General features: G+C 67.8%; 10 protein-coding genes. 7 read left to right on the top strand and 3 right to left on the bottom strand.

Annotated elements, in window-relative coordinates; translation table 11 throughout:
• Positions 1-162 precede the first annotated feature (162 nt).
• From recC to ABD002_RS13320, 7 genes are all read left to right on the top strand, one after another.
• Positions 163-3,597, top strand: coding sequence for an exodeoxyribonuclease V subunit gamma (recC, locus tag ABD002_RS13350; RefSeq protein ID WP_343791901.1), 3,435 nt, complete (start codon positions 163-165; stop codon positions 3,595-3,597).
• The gene (locus ABD002_RS13345; protein WP_343791899.1) at positions 3,590-7,192 is read left to right on the top strand and encodes a UvrD-helicase domain-containing protein; all 3,603 of its coding nucleotides are present in this window, start codon (positions 3,590-3,592) and stop codon (positions 7,190-7,192) included. The genes recC and ABD002_RS13345 overlap by 8 nt, the downstream gene beginning before the upstream one ends.
• Positions 7,189-9,003 (top strand): exodeoxyribonuclease V subunit alpha, encoded by a 1,815-nt coding sequence (gene recD / locus ABD002_RS13340; protein WP_343791897.1) that lies wholly within the window; start codon positions 7,189-7,191, stop codon positions 9,001-9,003. The genes ABD002_RS13345 and recD overlap by 4 nt, the downstream gene beginning before the upstream one ends.
• A gap of 288 nt (positions 9,004-9,291) precedes the next feature.
• Positions 9,292-10,782, top strand: coding sequence for a S41 family peptidase (locus tag ABD002_RS13335; protein ID WP_343791895.1), 1,491 nt, complete (start codon positions 9,292-9,294; stop codon positions 10,780-10,782).
• Between the two features lie 283 nt (positions 10,783-11,065).
• On the top strand, positions 11,066-11,479 hold the full coding sequence (locus ABD002_RS13330; RefSeq protein ID WP_343791893.1) for a VOC family protein: 414 nt from the start codon (positions 11,066-11,068) through the stop codon (positions 11,477-11,479).
• A 141-nt stretch (positions 11,480-11,620) separates the two neighbouring features.
• Positions 11,621-12,625, top strand: coding sequence for a tRNA dihydrouridine(20/20a) synthase DusA (gene dusA / locus ABD002_RS13325; protein ID WP_343791891.1), 1,005 nt, complete (start codon positions 11,621-11,623; stop codon positions 12,623-12,625).
• A gap of 121 nt (positions 12,626-12,746) precedes the next feature.
• Positions 12,747-14,633, top strand: coding sequence for an ATP-binding cassette domain-containing protein (locus tag ABD002_RS13320; protein ID WP_343791889.1), 1,887 nt, complete (start codon positions 12,747-12,749; stop codon positions 14,631-14,633).
• Between the two features lie 24 nt (positions 14,634-14,657).
• On the opposite strand, the gene ABD002_RS13315 is transcribed toward ABD002_RS13320, so the two are convergent.
• The 3 genes from ABD002_RS13315 to ABD002_RS13305 all read right to left on the bottom strand — a co-directional run bounded on the left by ABD002_RS13315 (position 14,658) and on the right by ABD002_RS13305 (position 17,139).
• A complete protein-coding gene (locus ABD002_RS13315; RefSeq protein ID WP_343791887.1) occupies positions 14,658-15,815 on the bottom strand; it encodes a PDZ domain-containing protein in 1,158 nt (385 codons plus the stop codon).
• Between the two features lie 8 nt (positions 15,816-15,823).
• Entirely contained in the window at positions 15,824-16,420 is a 597-nt protein-coding gene (locus ABD002_RS13310; RefSeq protein ID WP_343791885.1) for a hypothetical protein, read from the bottom strand.
• A 137-nt stretch (positions 16,421-16,557) separates the two neighbouring features.
• Complete coding sequence (locus ABD002_RS13305) at positions 16,558-17,139, bottom strand: RNA polymerase sigma factor (protein ID WP_343791883.1); 582 nt, start codon at positions 17,137-17,139, stop codon at positions 16,558-16,560.
• Positions 17,140-17,268: the final 129 nt, after the last annotated feature.

Raw genomic sequence — 17,268 nt, 5'->3', positions numbered from 1 at the left:
GGGGAGTTGAATCGCAGCACCCCGCGACCCGCCTGTCGCGCAGCGGTGATGCCGTACAGCGAAGCGGACGTCCTGCGTTGCCTGCCGCGTCGTCTCGGCCCGTGCGATGCACGCGCGGCAAGATGTCAGGTACCTCACTGATCACAGGCCCTCATGGATTCCATGGATCGGGGAATCGCGGTCTATCGCGCCAGCCGGCTGGAGGCGCTGCTCGATCCGCTCGTCACGTTGATGGATCGCGTGCCACCAGCGAACCCGCTGGCACCGCACACGCTGATCGCCGCGCATCCGGGCATCCGTCAATGGCTGGCCCGCGCGCTGGCGCGCAAGCGCGGTGTCGGCGGCATCGTTGCGAACGTCGACATCCATCTGCCGAGCGCGTGGCTCGATGAGCTGGCGCACGATGTGCTCGGCGAGTCCGTGGTCGCGCTGCGGCCGTATCGCCGCGAGGCGTTGCGCTGGCGCATCCACGCCGCCCTCGACGACGTCGCTGACGCGCAGGTTGCGGCCTACCTGCGTGGCAACGACCTGCCGCGTCGGCGCTTCCAGCTCGCCGATCGGCTGGCCCGCGTCTATACCCGCTACCTCGTCTATCGGCCCGACTGGTTGAAGGCGTGGGCGGCCGGACGCGACGATGTACCGGAGCCGACCTTCCTCGCGCCGTTGTGGCGTGCGCTGCGCGCGCAGATCGGACTGCCGCATCGCGGCGAGCTGCTCGAGGCGCTCGCTGTGCAGCTGCGCCGCAAACCGCCGGGTCTCGCCGACGAGCCGTTGCATGTGTTCGGCATCAGCCATCTGGCGCCGTCGGAGTTGGCGATGCTGCGCGCAGTCGCGCGCCATCGCCTGGTCGTGTTGTACGTGCCCGATCCCTGCGTCGAGTACTGGGCCGGCTTGCCCAGCGAGCGCACGGCTTTGCGCGAGATGGCTGCGCCGGACGCGTTCTCGCCGATCTCGGAACAACGCTTTCTCGATCTCGGTCATCCGTTGCTGGCGAGCTGGGGCCGCCTCGGCCAGCATTTCATGCTCGCGCTGCATGAGGGCGGCGACGACGTGCAACTCGATCTGCGCCATTGGCAGGACGAGGCGCGACCCGCGCCGTCGATGTCACTGCTGCAACGCGTGCAGGAAAGCGTGCGCCGGCTGGATCCGGCCTTGATTTGTCCTGGCCAGCCTGGCGATGTGGCCGCACTGGCCGATCGTTCGCTGCGCGTGCATGCCTGCCACACGCGCCTGCGTGAACTCGAGGTGCTGCGTGATGCGCTGCTGCGCGAACGCGCCGCGGACGCCAGCCTGAAGCCCTCCGATATCGTCGTGATGGCGCCCGACATCCAGGCCTATGTGCCGCTGCTCGCATCCGTGTTCGGCGAGGCGGGCCGGCATCAGGGGCCGTTGCCGTATCACCTCGCCGATGTCGCGATCGCGCGTTCGCATCGGATCTTTACCGCGTTCGAGCGGCTACTCGCGCTGCCGCAGTCGCGTCTCACCGCGCCAGAGGTGATGGATCTGCTCGAGGTGCCCGAGATCGCACGTGCGCTGGGTCTGGAAGAAGCCGGGATCGACGTGCTCGGCGACTGGCTGCGGCGTGCACGCGTCGCCTGGGGACTCGATGCGGCGTTCCGCGAAGGCTTCGATGTGCCGGGCATCGCCGAGTACACGTTTGCCTGGGGCATGGATCGGCTGCTTGGCGGTTATGTGTTCGGACAGGCCGTCGATGGCGAGCCGGTCGCGCAGCATCTCGCCGATGGCTCGGCGCTGGTCCCGCTCGAAGGCGTGCACGGTCCGCAGACCGAGGTGCTCGGTGCGCTCGATCGGTTGCTGCGCGAACTCGCGGAGCTGCATCGTGACGCGGCGCAACCGCGCGCGGCGTCGGCCTGGTGCGCGCGCATGGAGCAGTTGATCGACGCGCTCTTCCGCGTCGATCCGACCGACGCCGAGGCACGCGACGCGCTCGTCCAATTGCGCCGCTTCGTCCGCGCACTCGAAGGGGAGACGCGCGATGGCGGGCTCGACCCGATGCTTGATTTCGCGGTCGTGCGCGAGGTGTTGGTCGAACGCCTCGGCGCCGCGTCCGAACGCCAGCGCTTCCTGATGGGCGGCGTGACGTTCTGCGGCATGGTGCCGCAACGCGCGATCCCGTTCCGCGTGATCGCGGTACTGGGTCTCGACGATGGCGAGTTTCCGCGCACGCCGTCCGATGCAGGGCTCGACCTGATGGTGCGCCACCGCCGTCTCGGCGATCGCGATGTGCGCAGCGACGATCGCTACCTGTTCCTGGAAACGCTGATGGCCGCGCGTGATGGGCTGCACCTCAGCTACATCGGCGAGGGCGTGCGCGACGGCAAGGCGCGCAATCCGGCCGCGCCGCTGGCCGAATTGCTCGGCGTGCTCGACGACCAGGCGGGATTGCGCGGCAAGGACACCGAGGCATTCGACCGGCCGTGGCGCGTCAGGCATCCGTTGCAGCCGTTCGACGCGCGCTATTTCGATGGCGCGGATCCACGCCTGTTTTCGTTCCGCGCCGATCTCGCCGCGCTCGCGCATGGCGACCACGTGGCAGCGCCGCCGTTCCTCGGCACGGCACCACCGCCCGTTGCGCCGACTACCGACGCGATCGTGCCGCTGCGCGAGGTGCTCGCCTACTACAAGGATCCGGCGCGTCAGGTGCTGCGCAATCGCCTCGACCTGCGCCTCGATGCGCTCGAGGACGACGCACTGCGCAGCAGCGAGCCCCTTGATGCGCAGTTCGAGCGCATCGACCGTGTCGGACGGCGCCTGTTCTTCGAGGTGCTCGATGCGGCCGACGGATTCCGCATGCCGGACGCACCGCCGGATTGGCTGCGCCTGGCCGGATTGTGGCCGCCCGGACGGCTCGGCGACGGAGCCTGGATCGACGAAGCGACGGCGGTGCAGGTGTTGCTGGACCGGGTCCGCGCGCAGTTTGCCGACGGCGTGCCCGCGCCCGCGGCGATGAGCATCGATCGCACGATCTCCGGCCTGCGTATACAGGGTGAGCTGGCGCGGGTGCGACGCACGCCGGATGCGTGGTGGGTCGTCGAGGTGTATCCGCGCAAGGACGAAGCCGATCTCGCCTTCGGCGAGCGCATCGGATATTTCCTGGAATGGGCACTGCTGCGCCTGCATGAGCCGCACGATCCGCTGCCCGTGCGTGCCGTGCTGCTGACGTCCAATCAGCATCCCTGGCAGGACTCGCTCAATCGCTGGGCCGAGGCGTATGCAGTGGCGCTGCGCGACGGCGATCGCAACGCGGTGGAGCAGCAGCTCGCCGACCTGCAGCGCCGCGTCGGCGGACTGCTCACCTTCTGGGCCGACGCGCAGCGGCAACCGGTGTGGTATTTCCCGAAGACGAGCTGGGCTGCGGCGAGCGGCAAAGACGATGCCAGGTTGGCCGCGACGTGGATCGCGAGCGGCGACCACGGCACCGGCGAGCGCGATTACGCGCCCGGCTACGCCGCGCTGCTTGCGCGCGACGCGCGCTTCGAGCCGGGACAGGCCGATCTCGAATCGCTGAAACGGATCGCACGGCAACTGCATGCGCTGATCTCGTTCGAGCCGGTCGCGGAGACGCTCGATGAGTGAAGCACGCATGCACACGCCGACCACGGTCGCCGACTGGACCGCGATGCCGCTCGGTTCGGGCGGACGCAGCCTGATCGAGGCCAGTGCCGGCACCGGCAAGACCTGGACGATCTCGGTGCTGTATCTGCGTCTGCTGCTGGAAGCGTCCGGCGCGGACGCGGAACCGTTGGGTCCGCGCCAGATCGTGGTAACCACCTTCACCGACGCCGCTGCGCAGGAACTGCGCGCACGGCTGCGCGAGCGCCTCGCGTGGGCGGAACAGTTGGCGCTGAACGCGATCACCGCGGGCACCGTCGTCATCGATGCGGACACGAAACCCGACCGGGCCTGGCTGCTGCGCCGCTGGAGCGGCAACGCGACGCGCGTGAACCACGACCTGCGACGCCTGCGCCTGGCCCAGGCCGAACTCGACCTCGCGCCGATCACCACACTGCACGGCCTGTGCCGGCGCATCCTCGGCGATTATCCGTTCGAGAGCGGCGGCGCGTTCGCGCCCGGTGACATGGTGTCGACCGAAAGCCTGCTCGACGAACTCGCCGAGGATCTCTGGCGGCGGCTACAGCAAGCACCGGGCGCGGATGCGCGGCGGGCGCCGGCATCGTTGTCCGCGCTGCGCAGGCGGCTTGCGAGTTATCTGACACCCGGCGTCGAGCTGTGGACGCCGGACGCCGCCGAGATCGCGCGCTGGCTGCCGGTGACATGGGCCGCGCCGATCGAGGGGCTTGCCGCACGCAGGGACATCTGGGGACGCAAGACGAAAGCGCCGCATGCGTTGGTCGCGTTCGCGGCATTCCTGCGCGATCACGCTCAACCGTTTTCCGCGAAACAGCTCGCGGATCTGTCCGCGGCGGTCGATGTGCTCGGCCAGTGCACGGAGCAGGTTGCGCGCGATGCCGCCGCGTTCGTCGAAACCAGTCTGCGCGTGGTCGGCTATGTCGCAGCCGCGCCCGAGATCGAGGCGTGGCAGCGTTGGACTGCGCGCGTCCGCGAATGGCGCGACGAGCGCCTTGCCGCGCGCGGCCAGCTCACGTTCGACGAACTGATCACGCGCGTGCATGGCGCGCTCAGCGGCGCCTCGCGCAGCCTCGCCGATCGCCTGTTCGCGGAATGGCCGGTCGCGCTGGTCGACGAGTTCCAGGACACCGACGCGCAGCAGTACGCGATCCTCGACCGCATCTATCGCGATGCGGCAGCGCAGCCGCGCGGCCGGCTGGTCATGATCGGCGATCCCAAGCAGGCGATCTACCGCTTCCGCGGCGGCGACATCGACGCCTATCTTGCCGCCTCGGCGGTGGTGGATACGCGCCTCGAACTCGATACCAACTACCGTTCCTCGCGCGCCTATGTCGCTGCGATCAACGAGCTGTATGCGCAAGCCGGCGCGGCGCTGAGCGCGGATCCCGCGCATCCGATCCGTTATCACGCGGTCAAGTCCAGTGATCGTGGCGACGAGGCCGCGTATCGCGCACCCGACGAGGGCGCGTCGCGCACGCTGGTCCTGCACTACAACGCGGAGGCTCCCGATGCGGTCGGTCGCTGCCGCGAGCTCGCGCTGAAAGCCTGCGCGAACCAGATCGCGCAGATGCTGCATGCGGGCACGCATCACATCGGCGACGAACCGCTGGCGCCGGAGCATCTGGCCGTGCTGTTGCCGAACAACAGCGACATCACGACCCTGCGACGCCTGCTGCAGGCGCGGCACGTGCCCTGCGTCGGCGCCGGCAAGAGCAGCGTGTTCGACACTGACTGGGCGCGCGACCTGCAGGTCGTGCTGTACGCGGTCGAGCATGCGCATGACGGCGGCGCCGTGCGCGCCGCACTCGCGACACGCCTCGGCGGGATGGATTTCGCGCAGTTGCGCGCGCTGCGCGACGACCCGAACGCCTGGCATCCGCATGCGCAGCGCTTCGAGTCGGCGCGTCGCCGCTGGCAGCGCGACGGCGTGCTCGCGGTAGTGCTGGATTTTGCGGCAGGCGCACTGCGGCATCTACCTGAGCCGGCAGATCGCGAGCGCGCGCTGACCGACCTGCGTCACCTCGGCGAACTGCTGCAGGAGCAGGACGAACGCATGCAGGGGGCGGAGCAGTTGCTCGCCTGGCTCGCGGCACAACGCCGGGGCGAGGGCGACGATGCCGGCGATGCGGCCGACGAGCGTCAGTTGCGCATCGAGTCCGACGCCAAGCGCGTGCGCCTGATGACGCTGCACGCGAGCAAGGGACTGGAGTTCCCGATCGTGTTCCTGCCACTGATGTGGGCGCACCGGAGCAATGGACAGGACACGACGCCGGTGATCCACGAAACCTTGTGCGATCGGCGCGTGGTCGGCTTCGGTGAGGCGGCGAAGGCCCAGTATCTGCGTGAAGGTCAGGACGAACGCTTCCGCGTGCTCTATGTCGCGTTGACGCGCGCGATCCACGCCTGCCACGTCTATGCGTTGTCGCCGCAGCGCCCGCTGAAGGCCGGGTCCGCGAACCCTGCGACCGATCCGGAACGCGCAGCGCTGGATGCGGTGGTCGAACGTCTGCAACAGCACGCCAGCACGCGCGGTGAGCCGGTCGCTCGAGCATTCGAGCATCTGCGCTGGTCGGAGGGCTGGCCATGGCGGTCAGTCCGCTATCGGACGACGGCGGAAGCGATCGCCGCGCCACCCCGTGTGCTGACCGAACCCGGCCGTCCGTTGTACGAGCAGACCTGGAGCTTCTCGACCTTGACCCGCAGCTCGCGAAGCTTCGCGCTCGAGGACGAGCCGGCCGATGACGAAGTCGTGGCCGCGGACGACAGTGCATCGCTTGCGGATCCGCTCGCGCCCGAACCGGCCAGCGGACTTGTCGAGGCGAAGCCGCATGCGGAGATCGTCGCATTGGGCGCGCTGCGCGGCGCGGAGTTCGGCAATGCGCTGCATGCGATCTTTGAAAACCGCCGGATCGGCGAGCCGCTGCGCACCCAGACCGCACGGGTCGAACGCTCACTGCGCGAGGCCGGCGTGCCACTCGGCGATCTTCCGGTGCCGGCGCTGGTCGCGCGTATCGCCGAGCGCCTCGATGCGACGCTGAGCGCCGAACTCGCGCCCGGTCTTCGCCTCGCCGCGGTGCCGGTGCCGCAGCAGCGCGCCGAGATGGCGTTCCATTTCGTGCTCGACGCGGTTTCGGTCGCGCGCCTGCGCGAAGCGTGCGAACGCCGCGGCATGCCCGGTCTCGTGCCCGAGCGGATTCCGGCCACGACCTTGCGCGGTTTGATGACCGGCAAGATCGACCTTGTGTTCGAACACGACGGTCGCTTCCACGTGCTCGACTACAAGAGCAACCATCTCGGCGATCGTCTCGCCGACTACGCACCCACAGCGCTGACTGCGGCCATGGACGCGCACGACTATCGTTTCCAGGCCTTGCTGTACACGGTCGCGGTCGACCGCTATCTGCGCCAGCGTGTGCCGAATTACGAGCGCGATCGGCATCTCGGAGAGGCCGTCTATCTGTTCGTGCGCGCGGTCGGTCTCGCGCCCGGTGCCGGCGTGTGGCGCCACCGGTTCGATTCCGCCTTGCTCGACGCGGTGGACCATGCGCTCGGCGACCGGCCTGATCAGGAGGCCGCATGAGCGGCTACAGCTTCACGCGCACCCACAGCGAGCTCACGGAGGGCGCATGGCGTCCGCTCGATCGCGCGCTCGCGCACTGGGTGCGCGCACACGGCGGCTCGGTAACCCTGGCGTCGGTCGCCGCGTGGGCGAGCCTGGCCGACGGCATGGGCGACGCAGCGCTGCCGCTCTGCGGCGACGAGGCCGGCCGTCACGGCATGGCGCCGTTGACCGCCGCCATGGTCGATGCGTTGCGTGGCGAGGCGCTGGTCGGCGATGGCGGGTCGGACGCAGCGACGCCGTTCGTGCTGGACGCGGATGGACGTTTCGCGTTGTGGCGCAACCATGCGCATGAGGTCGCGGTCGCGCAGATGATCGCCGCACGACGCGCCGCCCGATCGGAACCATCGACCGCGCATCTCGCGGCGGATCTCGATGCGCTGTTTCATGGCATCGATAACGCCGCGCTGCAGCGCCAGCGCGAGGCGGTGGCGAGTGTCGTCGGTTGTCGCCTGTTCGTGCTCACCGGCGGTCCCGGCAGCGGCAAGACCACGACCGTGTTGCGCATGCTGCTGATGCTGCAGCGGCATGCGCAACGCGCGCTGTCCGTGCAGGTCGCCGCGCCGACCGGCAAGGCCGCACAGCGCCTGGTGCAGTCGCTGCGCCAGGTCAAGAGAGCCTTGCTGGACGCACCCGATGCGCCATTGCCGGCCGACTGGCAGCCGCTGCTGGAGCGCATCCCCGATACCGACGCGCTGACCCTGCATCGCCTGCTCGGCTTCGACCCGCGGCGCAACGTGTTCACGCATGGTCGCAGCAACACGCTGGCGGCGGACGTCGTGGTCGTCGACGAGGCCTCGATGGTCGATCTCGACACGCTGCGTGCGCTGCTCGAGGCCACTCTTCCGCAGGCGACTGTGGTCCTGGTCGGTGACGCAGACCAGCTGACTTCGGTGGCAACCGGCTCGGTGTTCATGGACCTCGTGGCCGCGATGGAGCACGAGAAGGCGCCGGATCTGGTCCGCCTCGAACACAGCTTCCGCGCCGAACAGCATCTGGTGCCGATCAATCGCGCGGTCCGCGCGGGTGATGCGGCGGCGCTGGCCGCTGCGTTCGACGCGGCTGGCGCGCGTGCGCAGCGCCACGTCGTCGAGACGCCGGTGCAGTTGCGTGCGCAAGTACTGCGCTGGGCGCGCGAGCTGGCGCAGCTCGATCTGCGCCCGATCTTGCCCGACCACGCGGAGGGCGCGCGCATCGCGACTGCTGTCATGGCGATGCGGACGCTGGCCGAGCGCCAGTTGCTGTGCGCGTTACGCGAGGACACGTTCGGCGCGCTGGCGATCAATGCGCTGATCGAGCGCGAACTCAAGCGCCTGTGGCAGGTGCCGATTGACACGCTGTGGTATCCCGGCCGCGCGGTGATGATCACGCGCAACGACTATGCCGCGCGCCTGTTCAACGGCGATGTCGGTCTCGCGCTGATGGACGCGTCCGGCGTGTTGCGCGTGTGGTTCGAGACCACGTTGCCGGACGGCCGCGCCGCCGCGCGCTTCATCTCACCGAGCGCGCTGCCGCCGCACGATGGTGCGTTTGCGATCACGATCCACAAGAGCCAGGGTTCGGAATACGCGCGCACCGCGGTGCTGCTGCCACCCGATCCCGCGCACCGCATCCTGTCGCGCCAGCTCCTCTACACCGGCCTTTCTCGCGCGAAGCAGGACGTGGAACTGTGGGCGACTGACGCGGCGGTCGAGGCCGCGCTGGCGCATCCGATCCGGCGCGCGGGCGGACTGGCGGCGCGGCTTTCGGGCATCGCTGGCCGCTCGGTGTGAAGCGTGTCGGCGCGGCGCGGATGAATGCGTCGTGCGTATTCGCCGCCGCCGCTGGTGTTCAAGCGACGATGACAGCAACGGGAGTTTGCGGGAAAAATTGGGCTCGGTTGAGGGAGATGACCCATAGGCCCGTGCCCGGCTTCACGCGACGGTGTGCCATGGCAAGTGGCGCAAATTCCAATCCAACAATCTATTGGATTTCGAGCACGCCTTGCCGCACACCACATTGCAATATTCCGTGCTGTCCAGCAGCTTTCCGTTCATCGTACCTTTCCTGCGGGGGGAATCATGCGCGCGCTTTTTGTCAGTGCCTGGGTTGCGCTCTGCCTGAGCGGCGGCGTGACCCAAGCCGGCGACGGGGGACCTGCCGACCACTGGCGCGCCCTGACCCGGACCGACGTCGAGGCAGCGTTCGCGCTGCTCAGGGACAACCATCCCGGAGCGACGCGGGAGGTAGGCGACCGGATCTTCACCGCAGCGCTTGCGGCCGGCCACGCCAAGGCGCTGGCGCGCGCCGCGGCCGTCACGAACTATGAGGGCTATGTCGCCACCCTTGGCGAGTTCGCGGGAGCAATGGGCGACGGGCACGTCGCGTCGGGTCCGAAGTTCCTGCCGAGATCCGTATCCTGGGCGGGGCTCATCGCCGCCAAGCATGGCGCGAACTGGGTGGTGGCGAACGACGATCCCGAGGTCGCCGGAGGGGAGTTCACCGGCGCCCGCATCGTCGAGTGCGACGGACAATCCGCCGACGCCCGCGCCCGCGAAGCGCTCGCTTTCCGCACGGACGTCTCGGTGGACGCCATGCAGGTCGTTCGGGGCGCATGGCTGCTGATCGACGAGGGCAATCCGTTCCTGGCGCGCCCGCAAGCCTGCGTTCTTGAACAGGGCGGCCAACGCATCTCGCTCACGTTGCGCTGGAGCGAGATCGATCGCAGCAAGCTTCTCAGCCAGTGGTGGAAACGCTCCTATGGCGCCGCAGGGTTCGGCGTGCGGCGGAGCGGTGCCGGTGTCTGGATCGCGATCCAGGAACTGGATCCGCGCGCCCAGGCGGTGATCGACGCGGTCAAGTCGCAGGAGGCCGCGGTCCGCGCCGCGCCTTGGGTTGTCGTGGACTTGCGTGGAAACGACGGCGGCAACGATGCGTATGCCTATGCGCTCGCCCAGGAGATCTACGGCCCGGGCCGTGTCGCACAGGTCCTGGGTCCGAGTGCCGACGGCAGTGGCTGCACGTCCGTCTTCCGCGCCTCGCCGGGCAATATCGAAGCGCTCGACAAGTCCATCGTGGCGTTCCAGAAGAGCGGTGATGCGGAAGGGGCTCGGGAGTACACCCAGGCTGTCCAGGCGATGAAGGCCGCCATGGCCGCGGGTCGCGCTTTGACCGGCGATCCCACCTGTCCGGCCCGGGGGGCACCGCCCGCGTTGCGACCGGCGGCCTCCTCGATGATGGCCGGAAAGGTGTTTGTGCTCACCGACGCCGTCTGCTTCAGCTCATGCCTCCAGGCGGTCGATTTCCTGCGCAAGCTGGGCGCGGTCCAGGTCGGCCAGCCTACCGGTGGCGACACCCACTATTCGGAATACCGCCAAGTGACCTTGCCCTCAGGCCTGTCGACCTTCTCCACCCTGGTGGCGATGATGCCGGACGCACCGCAAAAGCTGGGCCCCTATGCGCCGCAATACGAATACGACGGCGACATCTCCGACACTGCGGCCTTGGAAAAGTGGATTTCCGACACGATGATGAAGGCGCGAGAGCCCAGGACGGCTCAGAGGTATTTTTGAATTGTTTCGATCATCAGAACGCTACCAGCCTTGGGCTGCCGGATCTGCCACTGCACGCCAGCAGCGGGTGATCAGAGCCGGCATGCCGTTCCATCAGGGTAGCGCGCTGACCACCACGCGCACCTACGACGCCAATGCCGCCCCTCAGCACTGGCGGCATCCGAGGCGAATTGACCTATGTAACAGCCGCTTCTATTGCAGCTCTTGTCGATTTCCCCCCTCCTCACTCGTCAGTAAGACGCCGCGACAATCCTGCCGCAGCTTACATCCAAAGGTCAAAGTAATGAGCAAGCAGATCTTCGTTAACCTGCCGGTGACAAACCTGAAACGATCAAAGGCGTTCTACGAAGCCGTTGGTGCGGTCAACAATCCCGCATTCAGCGACGACACTGCAGCGTGCATGGTGTTCTCCGATACGATTTACGCGATGCTTCTCACACACGACAAGTGGCGCCAGTTCACGAGCAAGCGGATCGTCGATGCGCACGTGGACGCGCAGGTACTGCTGTGTCTGTCAGCGGATGGTCGCGAAGAGGTGTCCAACCTGGTCGATAAGGCGAGTGCTGCAGGCGGCAAGGCGGACCCCTCGCCCGTGCAGGACTTCGGCTTCATGTATGGCCGCAGCTTCGAGGATCCGGACGGTCATATTTGGGAAGTGATGTGGATGGATCCCAACGCCCTCCCGCCACACGGCTGAGCATTCCTTCAACGAGCAGGAGTCTCGCGTCTCGTCGCATCGGCCGAGAAAGTCCGCTTCCGACCCGATGCGGACATCGCGCGATGCGTTTGGCGGATCGCATAAGGTGGGCGTCATGGCCGTGCAGGTAGAATATTGGTCATGCACAGCATCAATCGAAATGATTTCCACCTATCCGTAGCACCTATGATGGATTGGACCGATCGGCATTGTCGGTTCTTCCATCGCCTGCTGTCGCCGCGTGCGCTGCTGTACACCGAGATGGTCACCGCGCAGGCGGTGATCCATGGCGATCGCGCGCGCCTGCTCGGATTCGATCCGGCCGAGCATCCGGTCGCGCTGCAGCTCGGTGGGTCCGAGCCGGACGAGCTGGCGCAGGCAGCGCGCATCGGCGCCGAGCTGGGCTACGACGAGATCAACCTCAATGTCGGCTGTCCGTCGGATCGTGTGCAGTCGGGACGCTTCGGCGCCTGCCTGATGCGCGAGCCGGCGCTGGTGGCCGATTGCGTGGCGGCGATGCGCGATGCGGTCACGCATGCACGCGCGGCGGTCACGGTGAAATGCCGAATCGGCGTCGACGACCAGGACGAGTATGCGGGACTTTCCGAGTTCGTCGATCGGGTCCACGCGGCCGGTTGCAACGTGTTCATCGTGCATGCGCGCAAGGCATGGCTCAAGGGCCTCTCGCCGAAGGAGAACCGTGAGGTGCCGCCGCTGAACTACGAACGCGTGTATCGGCTCAAGCGTGAGCATCCGCAACTCACGATCGTGATCAACGGCGGCGTCACCAGCGTGGCCGAGATCCGCGAGCACCTGCGTCACGTCGATGGCGTGATGCTCGGCCGCACCGCGTACCACGAACCGTATCGTCTCGCCGAGATCGAGGCGGAACTGTTCGGCACACCGCTGCCTGATCGCGATGAGGTGCTCGAGCGGCTGCGTCCGTACGTCGAGGCGCATCTCGCGCGCGGTGACCGTTTGCAGCACATCAGCCGGCATATCCTCGGTCTGTACCAGGGGCTGCCCGGTGCGCGCGCGTACCGGCGCGTGCTCAGCGAGCAGGCGCATCGGGCGGATGCGGGCTGGAAGGTGATCGAGCGCGCGCTCGCGGCGCGCGGCGGTGAGGTGCGCAGTCGGGCGGCGTGAGTTGTTGAACACCATCCCCATCCAACCCTCCCCTTGAAGGGGAGGGCTTCTGAGCGCTCGCCCGCGAGTTCGCACGGCATTCAAGGCACAATACGCGCTGCGATTTCGATTCCCTGCACGCATGTCCCTGGTCAATCTCGTCAACCTCGACTACTCGGTCGGCGGTCCGCTGTTGCTCGAAAACGTCGATCTCGCGATCGAACGCAATGAGCGTGTCTGCGTGGTTGGCCGCAATGGCGCCGGCAAGTCGACCCTGCTGAAGCTGATTGCCGGCGAGATCCGGCCGGACGATGGCGAGGTGCGCATGCAAACCGGCGTGCGCGTCGCCAAGCTGGCGCAGGAAGTTCCGCGCGATGTCGACGGCTCCGTATTCGATGTCGTTGCCGGCGCGCTCGGTGACCTCGGCGCGCTGCTCGCCGAGTTCCATCGTCTCACCCATCATCTCGACGTGCCCGGCAACGCCGAGGCGATGGCGAAGGTGCAGGCGCGTATCGATGCCGGGCATGGCTGGAATCTCGACCAGCGTGTGACGCAGGTGCTCACGCGCCTGGACCTGCCCGACGACGCGGAATTCTCCGCGCTGTCCGGCGGCATGAAGCGGCGCGTGCTGCTCGCGCGCGCGCTGGTGCTGGATCCGGATGTGCTGCTGCTCGACGAGCCGACCAACCATCTCGACATCGAGGCGATCGCCTGGCTCGAACAGCTGCTGCTCGACTTCGCCGGCAGCGTCGTGTTCGTCACGCACGATCGTCGCTTCCTGCGCGCGCTGGCGACACGCATCGTCGAGATCGACCGCGGTCAGGTCACGAGCTGGCCGGGGGACTACGAGAACTACCTGCGCCGTCGCGAGGAACGCCTGCATGCGGAGGCGCAGGAGCGCGCGCTGTTCGACAAGAAGCTCGCGCAGGAGGAAGTCTGGATCCGCCAGGGCATCAAGGCGCGGCGCACGCGCAACGAGGGCCGCGTGCGCGCGTTGCAGGCGATGCGTCGCGAGCGTGCGCAGCGGCGCGAACTCGGCGGCACCGCGAAGCTGCAGGTTGGCACGGCGGCTGGGTCGGGTCGGCGTGTGATCGATGTCGACGCGATCCGGTTCGGTTTCGGCGAACGCCTGATCGTCGACGGGCTGACGACGACGATCCAGCGCGGTGATCGAGTCGGCCTGATCGGCGCGAACGGATCGGGCAAGACGACGCTGCTGAAATTGCTGCTGGGCGAACTCGCGCCGCAAGCGGGCGAGGTGCGTCTGGGCACGAACCTCGAGATCGCGTATTTCGACCAGCATCGCGCGCACCTGCGCGAGGACCTCTCCGCCCTCGACAATGTTTCCGAAGGCGCCGAGTTCATCCAGATCAACGGCGCGCGCAAGCACGCGCTCGGCTACCTGCAGGATTTCCTGTTCTCGCCGGAACGCGCGCGCGCGCCGATCACTGCATTGTCCGGCGGCGAGCGCAACCGTCTGCTGCTCGCGAAACTGTTCGCGAAGCCGTCGAACCTGCTGGTCATGGACGAACCGACCAACGACCTCGATGTCGAGACGCTGGAGCTGCTCGAGGAACTGCTCGCGGCCTATCCGGGCACCTTGCTGCTGGTCTCGCACGATCGCGAATTCCTCGACAACGTGGTCACCAGCACGCTCGCGCTCGAAGGCGAGGGCCGCGTCGGCGAATACGTCGGTGGCTACAGCGATTGGCAGCGGCAGGCGCCTCCGGCCGCCGCGACGCGCAAGCCGGAACGCGCAGCGGCGGATACTCCGATTGGCGCTGTCGCGTCAGCTCCTGCGCCGATGAAGCGCAAGTTGAGCTACAAGGACGCACGCGAACTCGACGAACTGCCGCAGCGGATCGAGGCACTCGAAACGCGCATCGCCGACCTTGGCACGCGGATGCAGGAGCCTGCGTTCTACCAGCAGGACAGCGCGGCGATCATCGTGTCCAACAACGAACTCGCCGCGCTGCAGGCCGAACTCGATGCCGCGTATCTGCGCTGGCAGGAACTCGACGCGGGCTAGCGCTGTTCGGTCGCGATCCCGGCCTCAGTCATCGTCGGACAGCGACGGCATGGGTGGAACCGGCGGAACCGGTGGTGCGGGTGGTGTTGCAGCTGCTGGCGGCGCCGGCGGCACGGGTGGTGTCGGTGGAATCGGCGGCATGCTGAAGATCGACTTGAATTCCGGTGCCTTCACGTTCAATGCCACGGTCTTGTGGTCGCGCAAGAGCCGGATCGGCACGTCTTTGCCAGCGGGCTGGTCGCGCAGCGCGCGCAGCGCATCCTCGGGACGGCTCACGGTCTCGCCGGCGACGCTGGTAATGACGTCGCCGCCACGCAGGCCGGGCAGCGCATCGGCGTCGGCGGAAATCACCAAGGCACCTTTGTCGGTGCCGAAGTAGCGGCCGAGCTCGGGATTGAGGCTGGCGAGGTTCAAACCCCACCATGGCATCGACAGGCTCACATGCCGAAGCGTGCGTTGTGCTTGTTCGTTCGCACGCTGCGCGATGCGCAGTGATTGTTCCTGAGTCAATTGCGCGTGCTCCGCGGCGCGTTGCGCCTGGCGTGTGGCGATCTCGACGCTTTTCCGGATGTGCTTGTCGAAGTCCGGCGGCAACATCCCGCCATCGCCCGAATCGGCGCCGAATGCATCGGCGAAGTTGTAGGGCTCTCGGCGCTCGGCTTTCACCGTGACCTCGGACTTCTTGCCGTCGCGAAGGACGAAGAGTTTCACTTCCTGGCCGACTTTCAGGTTGCGCAGCGCCTCGTTGAGGAAGGTCGCTGTATCGCCGGATGGGCCTTCAAGGTCGCCGCGCACGTTCGCGATGACGTCGCCGTTCTTGATCCCGGCTTTGCTGGCGGGGCCTCCCGGCGTGACTGCGGTCACACGAAGGCCGCGCTCGTCCTTCGCGAGCACGACGCCGATCATGCCGCGGTTGGGGTCACCGACATAGCGGTAGGCATAGGCGCGCGGCCCAACGTCACCGAGTTCGCCGGAAAGCTTGGCCATCTTGCGCGAGAGCTCCTGCATCTGGGCGCGCAGCTCCGCGAGCTCGGTGCGCGCGGCTGCGGTGTCGACGGTGGGCGTGACGCCGGAGGGGGAGGTTGCAGCCGGAGCCGCTGGCGCGCTCTTCGAGGTCGCATCGGCGGCGAATGCTCCAGGAGCGGCGAGTGCGAGTGCGGCGAAAAGGACGGTGCGTTTCATGGTGTTCCTCAGTTCAGCAGATGAGACGAACCGCGCGCGACGCTTTCGTCGTTGGCGGCGACTGCGAACGCATTGCTGCGGATCGTTGCGAGGTCTTCGAGCAGGGCGACCCGCTGTCGCCACAGCGGCAACGCGTCGTTGTTGTCGCGCGCCGCAGCGAGCTGCACATCGACAAGGCCGATGAGGTCCTCGACCTCGATGGCGGCCATCAGATCGCGGCTGTCCTGCGGCGCGTGCGCGGCGAATGCGGCGATCCAGCGTTCGAGCGACTGGGAGCGCTGGTGCAGGCCGGCGAGTTCATCGGTGCCTGGCGCTGTCGCACTGGCGGGCGCAGGGGTATTCGGTGGCGGTGTCGTGATCGCGACCGCGGGCGTCGTTTCCGGCGCCGTCGGCCGGATCGCACTGCGTGGCACCAGCATCGCCAGCGCGAGGCCGGCCGCGAGCGCAACGGGAACCGCGTAGCGCCATGCCTGCGGGCGGCGGCGTTCGCCGAGCACGCGTGCGAGTTCGGGCCAGAGGTCCGGCTGCGGAGCCGCATCGGGCAGCGCGCGCAGCGCGGCCGCGAGCGAGCGATCCGGATTCGTGTTCGGGAAACCCTGATGCATCGGAGTTTCCGCGGGCCCGGGGGTGGACCGCTCGCGAGTCGATCGCGCAAGCGATTGAATCGCGGAGCCGGGTCCGGACATGCGCCGGACGCGAGCGAATCGGATCAAACCCAGAACGGGTTTGATCAGACCATCGATCAATGTGCCGTCGCGGTCAGACATGGCGCGGCCTCCTTCTGTGGTTCAAGCAAGGTGCGCAGACGGCTGCTGCCGCGCGCGACCTGGGACTTCGAGAAACTCACCGACTTGCCGGTCATCGCGGCGATTTCCTGGTGCGTGTATTCCTCGACGTGATAGAGCCAGAGCACGCTGCGTGTCAGCGACGGCAGCTGCGCGAGCGCACGTTCAAGATGTTTCGCGTCGGCCAGTGCCCAAGGCGGCGGCGCGTTGCCGGGTGTGTCGTCATCGTTGGGCAGCTCCTCGAAGGCGAGGCCGCGTTCGCGGCGCAGATGCATCAGCGCTTCGTTGACGACGATCTGGCGCAACCAGCCCCAGAATGGCGCGTCGCCGCGAAACTGGCCGATGCGTTCGAGCAGACGCAGCATCGCGTCGTGCACGGTCTCGCGCGCAGCGTCCGGGTTGCCGAGCATGCGCAGCGCGAGCGTGTACGCGGGCCGCTCGAACGCGCGGTAGATCTGCTCGAGCGCGCCGATCTCGCCGCGGCGCGCTCGCGCGAGGACGGTGTCGGGGACATCGATCTGGAAACTGGCAGCGCTCACGGGAACATCAGATGCGGTCCGATGCGGTTTGGTCGCAGTGCAGTCGCGATGTCGCGTCCGCGATCCATTGTAGGAGCCGCGCGAGTGCGACCGGGAACCTTGTCCGCACCTTGTCCGCCGCTTGCCCGG

The organism is Dokdonella soli (assembly GCF_039523175.1).
Classification (GTDB): Bacteria; Pseudomonadota; Gammaproteobacteria; order Xanthomonadales; family Rhodanobacteraceae; genus Dokdonella_A; species Dokdonella_A soli.
The sequence above is the reverse complement of the archived record's forward strand: the minus strand, read 5'-3'. Positions and strand labels throughout refer to the sequence as shown.

Coding starts and splice junctions, on each gene's coding strand:
- ABD002_RS13335 (WP_343791895.1), top strand. CDS start 9,292: ATGCGCGCGCTTTTTGTCAGTGCCTGGGTTGCGCTCTGCCTGAGCGGC.
- ABD002_RS13330 (WP_343791893.1), top strand. CDS start 11,066: ATGAGCAAGCAGATCTTCGTTAACCTGCCGGTGACAAACCTGAAACGA.
- ABD002_RS13310 (WP_343791885.1), bottom strand. CDS start 16,420: ATGCATCAGGGTTTCCCGAACACGAATCCGGATCGCTCGCTCGCGGCC.
- dusA (WP_343791891.1), top strand. CDS start 11,621: ATGCACAGCATCAATCGAAATGATTTCCACCTATCCGTAGCACCTATG.
- ABD002_RS13320 (WP_343791889.1), top strand. CDS start 12,747: ATGTCCCTGGTCAATCTCGTCAACCTCGACTACTCGGTCGGCGGTCCG.
- recD (WP_343791897.1), top strand. CDS start 7,189: ATGAGCGGCTACAGCTTCACGCGCACCCACAGCGAGCTCACGGAGGGC.
- ABD002_RS13315 (WP_343791887.1), bottom strand. CDS start 15,815: ATGAAACGCACCGTCCTTTTCGCCGCACTCGCACTCGCCGCTCCTGGA.
- ABD002_RS13345 (WP_343791899.1), top strand. CDS start 3,590: ATGAGTGAAGCACGCATGCACACGCCGACCACGGTCGCCGACTGGACC.
- recC (WP_343791901.1), top strand. CDS start 163: ATGGATCGGGGAATCGCGGTCTATCGCGCCAGCCGGCTGGAGGCGCTG.